The sequence below is a fragment of the Nostoc cf. edaphicum LEGE 07299 genome, from assembly GCF_015207245.1.
GTDB lineage: Bacteria > Cyanobacteriota > Cyanobacteriia > Cyanobacteriales > Nostocaceae > Nostoc > Nostoc edaphicum_B.
Window position 1 is genome coordinate 1 of the sequence record NZ_JADEXF010000169.1, and the last position, 6,980, is coordinate 6,980.

7 protein-coding genes and 1 pseudogene are annotated in these 6,980 nt (G+C 43.1%); 3 read left to right on the forward strand and 5 right to left on the reverse strand.

Annotated features, from left to right (window positions below; genetic code table 11):
• Positions 1-182: 182 nt before the first annotated feature.
• Entirely contained in the window at positions 183-623 is a 441-nt protein-coding gene (locus IQ229_RS07095; RefSeq protein ID WP_194042483.1) for a hypothetical protein, read from the reverse strand.
• 154 nt (positions 624-777) lie between these two features.
• Positions 778-1,163, reverse strand: a pseudogene (locus tag IQ229_RS07100) (amidohydrolase); the annotation flags it as partial.
• Positions 1,164-1,244: 81 nt separating this feature from the next.
• Here IQ229_RS07100 and IQ229_RS07105 point away from each other — a divergent pair.
• Both IQ229_RS07105 and IQ229_RS07110 read left to right on the forward strand, forming a co-directional pair.
• Positions 1,245-2,024 carry a cysteine hydrolase family protein gene (locus IQ229_RS07105; RefSeq protein ID WP_194042485.1) on the forward strand — a complete coding sequence of 260 codons (780 nt, stop codon included), beginning with the start codon at positions 1,245-1,247 and terminating at the stop codon, positions 2,022-2,024.
• Positions 2,025-2,231: 207 nt separating this feature from the next.
• On the forward strand, positions 2,232-2,687 hold the full coding sequence (locus IQ229_RS07110) for a cupin domain-containing protein (RefSeq protein ID WP_194042486.1): 456 nt from the start codon (positions 2,232-2,234) through the stop codon (positions 2,685-2,687).
• A 111-nt stretch (positions 2,688-2,798) separates the two neighbouring features.
• On the opposite strand, the gene IQ229_RS07115 is transcribed toward IQ229_RS07110, so the two are convergent.
• Together IQ229_RS07115 and aepY are read right to left on the reverse strand one after the other, a co-directional pair.
• Positions 2,799-3,890 (reverse strand): 2-aminoethylphosphonate aminotransferase, encoded by a 1,092-nt coding sequence (locus tag IQ229_RS07115; RefSeq protein WP_228013258.1) that lies wholly within the window; start codon positions 3,888-3,890, stop codon positions 2,799-2,801.
• A gap of 114 nt (positions 3,891-4,004) precedes the next feature.
• Positions 4,005-5,165: a phosphonopyruvate decarboxylase gene (aepY, locus tag IQ229_RS07120; RefSeq protein ID WP_194042487.1), complete on the reverse strand. Its 1,161-nt coding sequence runs from the start codon at positions 5,163-5,165 to the stop codon at positions 4,005-4,007.
• 50 nt (positions 5,166-5,215) lie between these two features.
• Between aepY and IQ229_RS07125 the strand changes: the two genes are divergently transcribed.
• Positions 5,216-5,551, forward strand: a complete 336-nt coding sequence (locus IQ229_RS07125) for a hypothetical protein (RefSeq protein ID WP_194042488.1) — start codon at positions 5,216-5,218, stop codon at positions 5,549-5,551.
• Here IQ229_RS07125 and aepX read toward each other — a convergent pair.
• Positions 5,505-6,980: phosphoenolpyruvate mutase (aepX, locus tag IQ229_RS07130; RefSeq protein ID WP_194042489.1), on the reverse strand; the 1,476-nt coding region annotated here is incomplete at its 5' end. The two genes, IQ229_RS07125 and aepX, sit on opposite strands and share 47 nt — an antisense overlap.

Sequence of the window (6,980 nt, forward strand, 5' to 3'; positions counted from 1 at the left end):
TTGCCATTTCTTCTGATGGAGCCGTCAAAATTTTAAGCCAATATGCTACACACCACTCTCATCATTTCATTTTTTGAAACCTTTCACAGAAGCATAAGCATTAATTATGTCTTTAGTAGTATATAATACTTTGAAGCACGTAAGTTGATTAGCGATCGCTCTTTGGGGAAAAACTTTTTGGTTTACTGTTTATCAACACGGTTATATTCAACTGCCAGTTGCAAACGTCGAAAAAAAGAAAGAACCATTTGGATGGGACGCTTTTCATCTGCTGGTAAGCTGGAATAAAAATCATCTAGATCGCGTGCAGTTATATAGTTCGTAAAGAGTTTGTTAGCTTCACCTCGCGCTTGAGTTAATTCAACACTCACCAACTCTCGATGAAAATCGAATGCTGTATCGATTCGCCTTTGCTTTGCTTCTGAGTTTGACTGTATTCTGAATTGACTTAACGCAATTAAGTAAGCAAGCAATCCACCAATAATAGTGCCGAAAAGGTTAGAGATAAAGGTAAAAAGAAGTTCAGCTTGTTTATCAGGAGTGAGATTCCGAACAGCGAGGGAAGCTACGATAACTACCACGATGACGAAGCTTACTACTGCTATGGCAATGGATCTTCGCATTACTTACTGCGCCTCACAAAAATGTGTAACTTAAAGCTTAACTCGTTATAAATGCGGTTCAGCGATTTGCGATTTGTTTGGTTAGCCTGCGTATTTGGCTCTGAGTTCCTCAATACTGATTCCTATACGAGTAAATGGGAGTGACAACAAAGATTGTAGCGATCGCTTTTAACTCAAGTTCGGGAATGAACACCAGACGATTTACCACACTCATCCCGCCAACAAGTAAAGTTTCCACCGCAGTACCCAAGACGCCCAGATAAACCTGTTCGGGATCGAGGGAGCAAAATCATACAGTTTCGCCAACCATAATTCTAAAGGGAACATTTACATAATTCCTCGCTACCACATCTCTGATGAGTGGGTGTGGGCGTTGAAAAAGCCAGGTAGTAATAGCTTGTTTTTACCATCTATGGCAGTGCCAATTACTTGTAGATTGGGGAAAATGACTACGGTTGCACCATTTCCAATCTATACATCTACCGTCGCATAATCATCACCGATGGCAATCAAAACATTATGGATAGTGAAATTTGCCATATTTAACCTTAATTAAGTAATTGTATTTTCAACTAAATTTCAAGTTACAAAATAGAAAATGGTGTTGGGTATTGGAATTTTATGAATTTACCATTACGGACATTGGGAGTTGCACCGAATGCGTGGACAGTGAATGATGCGATCGCAGATATCACTCGTCCTCAAAAGACCCCACAACCCGTTATCTTATCAACAGAAACTAAAACCCTGCGCCTAGACTTGGCAAAGACTGCTATCCTCGTCATTGATATGCAAAACGACTTCTGTCACCCTGATGGCTGGTTAGCGCATATCGGTGTAGACGTAACTCCGGCGCGTCAGCCTATTGAACCTTTGAACAACTTACTTCCCGAACTGCGTGAGGTTGGTGTTCCAGTCATTTGGGTAAATTGGGGGAATCGTCCCGACTTGCTCAATATTAGTGCGAGTTCGCGCCACGTCTATAATCCCACAGGGGAAGGTGTGGGATTGGGCGATCCACTACCAAGCAATGGTGCTAGAGTACTTATGGCAGGTAGTTGGGCGGCAGCAATAGTAGACGAGCTAGAACAGATACCTGAAGATATTCGTGTGGATAAATACCGCATGAGTGGGTTTTGGGATACACCTTTAGATAGTATCTTGCGGAATTTGGGAAGGACAACATTATTTTTTGCTGGTGTTAATGCCGATCAATGTGTGCTGACCACGTTATGTGATGCCAACTTCTTAGGATATGACTGCGTATTGGTTAAAGACTGCACCGCCACAACTTCTCCTGAATATTGTTGGCAGGCGACGTTGTATAATGTCAAACAATGCTTCGGTTTTGTCACTGACTCGCAAGGAATTTTAACAGCGCTGCAAAATGGTGAGGAGTGAATCAATTTTGGATTTTAGATTTTAGATTGATCCCATGCATTAATGCTCTTTCTTCGCTCAATAATTTTAGATTTTAGATTTGTTCTCGCGTTTAAATTCCTTTGCTCTCAGACTTTTTTTAATTTTGGACTTCGGTGTGAGCGTTTAATTCAAAACTCGGATTTTAGGAATTTTCATACCCATCGATAACTCAGAGGGGATAAATAAATGTACGCTACTCGTTGTGTAATTCCGGTTATCAAATCTAGCAAAGATTACCAAGTATATCGGATTAGCCCCGACGCCTCTAATCGATTAGCAATTATCTTCGATTCGACAAATGCTAATACTTCTTTGACTTGCTGCATAGAAATTTTTGATGTTGGTGGACAAACACCTCCAAATCGCCATCAGTGGGCAGTAGAAATGTTTTTCGTCCTCAAAGGGGAAGCGATCGCTATATGTGACGGCAAGAGTGCGACGATCAAAGCTGGAGATAGTTTATTAGTGCCTCCCACTGGTACTCATTTGATTAAAAATACTGGTTCTACTCGCTTGTACACGTTGACTGTGATGATTCCCAATGAAGACTTTTCGGAATTGATTCGCAGTGGGATTCCGGCGGAGTTAGATGAAGAAGATATGGCAGTAATAGGGAGATTTGATGCTTTGATGCCCTGTTAAAATAATTCGTAATTCGTAATGACGCTCGAAGACTCGCTAACGCTGCGCTAACGTAATTCGTAATTATTCCTCGTTCTTCGTTCCCATTGGAAATATGGGAACGAGAGGATATTATGAATTACCAATGATTTGTTTAACAACGCCAACAAAGCGTTCCATGTCGGCTTGGGTAATAGCTCCCATTGTCGAGACTCGAAAGATTGATTGAGCTAAATTTCCCTGTCCAGAATAAATTATATAATCTCGTGCTTTCAGTTGGTCGTGAAATTCTTCATAGCTGAAACCGTTTGGTAAGTAGTAGGCATTCAAGACAACGGATGAACTGCCAAGAGGAAGTAAAGGTTTAATTCCGATTGAGGCTAACCCTTCTCTGACTAAGCTGGCAAGTTGGTTGTAATGGCTGTGTCTAGCACGCCAACCTCCTGCTTCTGCCATTTCTTGCAAAGCTTCTGTTAAAGCATAAAATGTCTGTACTGATTGCGTAAAAGGTGTGCCGCCTCGATCTTGTTGCTGGCAATAGGTTGCTAAATCTAAATATAAGGTGCGGGGAATGGTGTCTACTGACGGCAGTGCATCCCGTTGCAGGATGACAAAGGACACTCCGGGAACGCCATGCAGACATTTATTTGCTGTTGCAGCGCAAGCAGTGATTCCCCAATCTGCAAAATTTAATTCTTCACCACCAAAGCTGCTGACTGCATCTACTAATAGTTTGATACGGCGTTCTTGGCAAATTGAGGCAAGTTCTGCCAAATTATTGAGACGACCGGTAGTAGTTTCGTGATGGACGATCGCAAGGTGGGTAATGTCGGCGTTTTCATCTAGGAGTTTGATTAAAGCTTTGATATCTATTTCGCCATCCCAAGGATGGGAAAGTGTGATGTAATCAATGCCGTGAATTTTGGCGATTTTGGATAGTCGTTCGCCATATACACCGTTTTCAATTACCAGTAATTTCCCATCTGTGGGTACTAAACTGCTAATCATCGCTTCCATCGCGGCGGTTCCAGAACCAGTGAGGAGAACTGCTGCCCAGCCGCTTCCAAGATCATAAACTTGAAGTAGCTGTTCGCGGATTCTGCTTTGAAGTTGCGAAAATTCCACCTCACGATGACACAAATCAGGACGCAACAGGGCATTTCTGACGCGATCGCTCAAATTTACAGGGCCGGGATTTAGTAAAATCATTTTGTCATTTGTCATTTGTTATTTGTTATTTGTCATTTGTCATTGGGCATTAATAAATTAAGAGTTTGTACTTGGAATTTATTAATTACGAATTACGTTAGCGCAGCGTTAGCGAGTCTTCGAGCGTCATTACGAATTACCAATGTGTTTCATAAAGCGTTGTAAAACTGCTTCCGGGGTGAGGTTGGGTCTGGGTAGCTTTTCTAAAGTTCCGGGACGGATTTTTAAATGAGCGAATTTAGGTCTAGTGTTAGCATCTGCGGTAAATAAGGCATCTAAAAGGGAAGGGTCATCTCCGGCTAATGTCACGCCGTAACCGCAGGCTTCCGCAATTTTGGCAAAGGAGATACCCGCAGAAACGGTGGCTTGTGCGCCTGTGGAATCGTGGACTTCATTATCTAAAAGAATATGGGTGAAGTTAGCACCGCCATAAGTGCCAATTGTCGCAAAATTACCCATTCGCATTAATGCTGCCCCATCGCCATCAATTACTACTACCTTGAGGTCTGGACGTGCTAAGGATAATCCCAATCCCATTGAGGAAGCGCAGCCCATTGAGCCGACCATATAAAGATGATTGGCGCTGTCTTTACTAGCGAAGAGTTCGCGTCCCGTGTATCCGGTGGTGGCAATTACTACAGTGTTTTCTGGATCTGTAAGTTCCACAATCTGAGCTAATGCTTCGCTGCGAGAAATGCGTTGTTCTTTGTGATCCCGAAAAAAACTTTGCTGAATATGAGGGCTATTACTATTTTCTCGTTCGGGAATAGAAGAACGAGTGAGGGCATGGGGGGCGATCGCTCCTTTACGCATGATTAAAGCATAAGGACAGCGCTCTTGTTGCATATAGGCTGTGGCTCTTTGCAGAACCGGTTCTATTTGTGCTGCATCTGTGGGAAAATATTCCCAAGGTATGGTCATTGTTTGCAACAATTTATCTGTGATTTGCCCCATTAATTGATGTTGCGGTTCATCTTGCAACACGCGATCGCCTCGCAAGGTACAAATCAGCAGCAGTGGAATCCGAAAGATATAAGTGAGGGAGGTTAGCGGGTTAACTGCATTCCCCAAACCAGAGTTTTGCATCATCACTACTGCGGGTTTACCAGCAATTGCTGCTCCAGCTGCGATCGCTACAGCATCTCCCTCATTGGCTGCGGAGATATATTTAAGTTGAACGTCATTGATGACGTAGTTAATAAAAGGCGTGAGAAAAGAACAGGGTACGCCAGTGTACCACCCAAAGCCAAGATTACGCGCAGCTTCTACAAATTCTTCTGCCTGGATCATATTAAAAGATGGGGGGTGGAAAGTAAAGAGTAGAAAGTGAGGAAGCGAGATTGGGCACTGGAGAGTTAATAGGAAAGATTATTACTTCGACCTCTGAACTCAAAACTTCAACCTCCGAACTCGGAACTTTGACCTCCGAACTCAAACTTTCGACCTCCGAACTCGGAACTTCAGGTTTAGAACTCGGAACTTCAGGTTTAGAACTCGGAACTTCAGCCTTAGAACTCGGAACTTTGACCTCAGAACTCAAACCTTCGACCTCAGAACTCGGAATTTTGACCTCCGAACTCGGAACTTCAACCTCACAATTCCCCATGCCCAATGCCCAATGCCCCACTCCTATTGTTTTAATTGAAAAGCAAGGTCAAGATCGTCCAAAGAATTAACATCTAACCAGTTACCGCGAATATAAAGCACCTTGATCGGTTTGCCTTGCTCGATTAAATAATTGCATAATTCTGGCAAACCCAGACTGTTAAATTCCGGTCGTTTTTGCAACTCATTGAGTGCTTCACTAACCCATTGTCTACCTTGACTTCGCAAGCGCAACATCCCAATCCAGCGGCCGCTAGACTTTCCTAATTGCGTTTGTCTGGTTTTAGAAATGTTCAACAGGTTGACATCCTGTCCAAACAAAGAAAGATCGTCTGGAATTGAGCAATAGGCGTAATCAGGTGAACCGCTAACAGACTTGTTGTTGGCTACAGAATCAACTACAGCCACAATTTCTCCGGGACATTCTAATAAATCTCGCAAGATGTAGCTTCTAAATAGTAAATCGCCGTAAAGCACCAGCATTTCTTCGCCAAAACTAGCTTGAGCTACGGCTAAGGATGCTAATTCTCCCGTTGTTTCATAATCTGGGTTGCAGATGACTTTAGTCCCCGGAACATTGATGGTTTCTGCTTTGTAACCGGCGACAACGGTAATATCATTGATAGCAAGTTTCTTGAATTTGTCTACCAATAACCTGAGTAAAGGTTTACCTCCAAGGGGTAACATCACTTTTGGCTTATCTTGCGTCAATCCGGCTAATTCTTGGCCTCTGCTAGCAGCTAAAACGATCGCTTGGGTATTTTGCCGTCCGTTATTAAAGTAGCGTTTTTCAGCTTCTATGAGTTCATCCGCCCCTTGTAGCCGGAAGATTTCTTTTACGGGAGCAATATCATCTTCAATGTTGATTAAAGTTTCGCTGGCTTTCACTTCACGCGCGATCGCTTGCATACTAGCAACAGCAGATCGAATCAAATGATTTGCCCAGATGACCAAATTAACTTCAGCTTTGCGAAAAACATCAGTAGGTGTGCTGTAATATTTAGTCGGTATAAACACTAACGGAGAACGGCCCGCCCATTCTTTAGCAAAGGCTAGCACTTGATCGGGGCGCGATGATTTACTGTGAATTAGGATGGCGTTTGCTCCGGCGGCGTGGTAAGCTTCAGCTCGGCGCAGCGCTTCCGAAAGATCCCACCCAGCAATCAAAGCTTCGAGTCGGGCGACGATGCAAAAATCTGGATCTGTCTGACTATCCTTACCCGCCTTAATTTTGCCGCAGAATTCATCAATATCAGCTAAAGCTTGGCGACTCCCGTTGATAAAGCTATTGGTTTTGGGAAAAAGTTTATCTTCAATACAGACTCCAGCGATTCCTCGCTGTTCTAACTTTTTGACCAGGCGACGCATATTATTAAAGTTGCCATAACCAGTATCCCCATCTAATAAAATCGGGATGCTAGTGACATCAGACATGAACTCCAGCATTTCTACAACTTGCGTCCAACTGGCTTCATTATTATCTCGAACGCCATATTGAGC

What these genes read in the sequence shown, in the direction of transcription:
- IQ229_RS07095 (WP_194042483.1), bottom strand. Translation starts at nt 623, where the DNA reads ATGCGAAGATCCATTGCCATAGCAGTAGTAAGCTTCGTCATCGTGGTA.
- IQ229_RS07115 (WP_228013258.1), bottom strand. Translation starts at nt 3,890, where the DNA reads ATGACAAATGACAAAATGATTTTACTAAATCCCGGCCCTGTAAATTTG.
- IQ229_RS07110 (WP_194042486.1), top strand. Translation starts at nt 2,232, where the DNA reads ATGTACGCTACTCGTTGTGTAATTCCGGTTATCAAATCTAGCAAAGAT.
- IQ229_RS07105 (WP_194042485.1), top strand. Translation starts at nt 1,245, where the DNA reads ATGAATTTACCATTACGGACATTGGGAGTTGCACCGAATGCGTGGACA.
- aepY (WP_194042487.1), bottom strand. Translation starts at nt 5,165, where the DNA reads ATGATCCAGGCAGAAGAATTTGTAGAAGCTGCGCGTAATCTTGGCTTT.